The sequence below is a fragment of the Borreliella yangtzensis genome (assembly GCF_014201775.1).
GTDB lineage: Bacteria > Spirochaetota > Spirochaetia > Borreliales > Borreliaceae > Borreliella > Borreliella yangtzensis.
On the sequence record NZ_JACHFG010000058.1, the window covers coordinates 1 to 1,849 of the forward strand.

Annotated in this window: 3 protein-coding genes; all 3 read left to right on the forward strand. The window is 25.3% G+C overall.

Translation table 11 applies throughout. The annotated features are described in order from the left end of the window. Window positions 1-507 (forward strand): ErpL protein (locus HNP68_RS06685; protein WP_183221675.1); only part of this gene is annotated, 507 nt, incomplete at its 5' end. 39 nt (window positions 508-546) lie between these two features. Then, a complete protein-coding gene (locus tag HNP68_RS06690; protein ID WP_183221677.1) occupies window positions 547-951 on the forward strand; it encodes a hypothetical protein in 405 nt (134 codons plus the stop codon). 98 nt (window positions 952-1,049) lie between these two features. Further along, entirely contained in the window at window positions 1,050-1,715 is a 666-nt protein-coding gene (locus HNP68_RS06695) for a hypothetical protein (RefSeq protein WP_183221679.1), read from the forward strand. Window positions 1,716-1,849 lie beyond the last annotated feature (134 nt).

Sequence of the window (1,849 nt, forward strand, 5' to 3'; positions counted from 1 at the left end):
TTAGATACTTTAAATACTTTGGATATAAAAGATATAAATGATACAAAAGAGATTGAAGAACAAATTAAAAAATTAAAAGAAACAATAGATAAAACAGATCCAAAAAAGACTCCTATTGGAACATATTCTGAGTATGAAGAAAAAGTAAAAAAGATAAAAGAAGAATTAGAGAAAAAATTAAAAGATAAGAAAGAAATTGAAGAAAAGTTAAAAGAACTTGAAGAAAGTTTAAAAAAGAAAAAAGAAGAAAGAAAACAAAAATTAGAAGAGGCTAAGAAGAAATTTGAAGGGTATAAAAAGCAAGTTGAATCTGCAGGTGGAGAAACTTATGGACATACAAATCAGAATCAAGGGCGTGTTGGGGCACAAGCTTTTAAAGAAGCTAAAGATTTAGGTTTAAATGTAAATTCTTCTTGTGATTCTGATACTGGTGATATGTCTAAAGGAATAATAGAGGATGCACTTCAAAAGATTGAAGAAGAGCTTAAAGAGATTGATAATAAATAATTTAAAATAGAAGTTAAATATATAGGAGAGGAGTAATTTATGAATAAAAAAATAATAATGTTTATCACTTGTGCTGTTTTTTTATTGATAATGTCGTGCAATAATGATGCAAGTGTTAAATATTTAAAACAAAATTTAGAAGTACAAGAAAAAAAACAAAATTTAGAAGGTACTAAAGAAAAAGTAAAAAATCTTAGAGTTGCATTAGACGAACTTAAAAAGAAAGTAGAAGAAGAAAAGGAAGAAGAATCCAATGATCTATCTGAAGATAATCAAGCAAAACTTGGAAACATTGAACAACAAACTTTTGATTATGCTAAAAGGCTAGATTTTAATCTTGAGGATATAGTAGGCGATAATTCTGCATATATTGTCTTTGAAACAGAAAAGAAATTTATAACCAAGTTACTTCAAATGATTGAAGAAGAGCTTAAAAAGTTATAAGAGAAAAATAATAAAAATGGTTTTTGAAAATGTAAATTATGAAAAACAAGACTAGTTGTTAGTCTTGTTTTCTTATTAATATTGGGGAATTTTGATAAATGAAAAGAGTTTATATTATTTTATATTTTTTATTTGCTTTACTTTCTTTAAATGCTAACGAATTTTTAAGAAGTATCTATAATGACAAGAATGATGATGTTAATTTTGAAGATTTTAAAATGCAGGAAAATAGTTTGTATTTAAAAGTAAGTGATAAAAAAGATGAAAATAAGAAAGGATATTTTTTTGTAGCGGCTGATAAAGATGTTTTTAATTTTCTGTATATATTTGGAACTGCTATTGGGCAAGCTTTTAGCAATACTGATGAAACTAAAGCAAAAGACAAAAAGAAAGCAGAAAAAGGATTAATAGAGGATATCAATGGTTTTGGATTTGGGGGTACCTCTGAAAAAGGATCAAAAATTGTTCTTTTCTTTAAAAAAGAAATATTGAAGAATGCTAACAACATAAAAAATATGATTATTAGCTATTCTTTTGATAAAGAAGAACCCATTATAAGTTCAATTGGCAAGCAATGGATTGTAGAAGACAATAGCGTTCTAGTTTTGAAAGACAATGAAATGTCCAACTTTCTTAAAAAAGCACTATCAAGCAGAGTTTTAAAAGTAAAAGTGTACGATAAACAAAAAATAAATGAGTCTTTTAGTATTAGACTTAGAAACTTTCAAGATTTATATGACATGTATGAACATAATTTAAATTAAGAAATTATTTTGTAAGCATAAATTTTCAAAGACAAGACTAACAAATAGTCTTGTCTTTTATTTGTATTAAAACTTCTTTATTAATATTCTTATAAAATCAATAAAAACAATAATTTCCAGTATTGCTAATACGG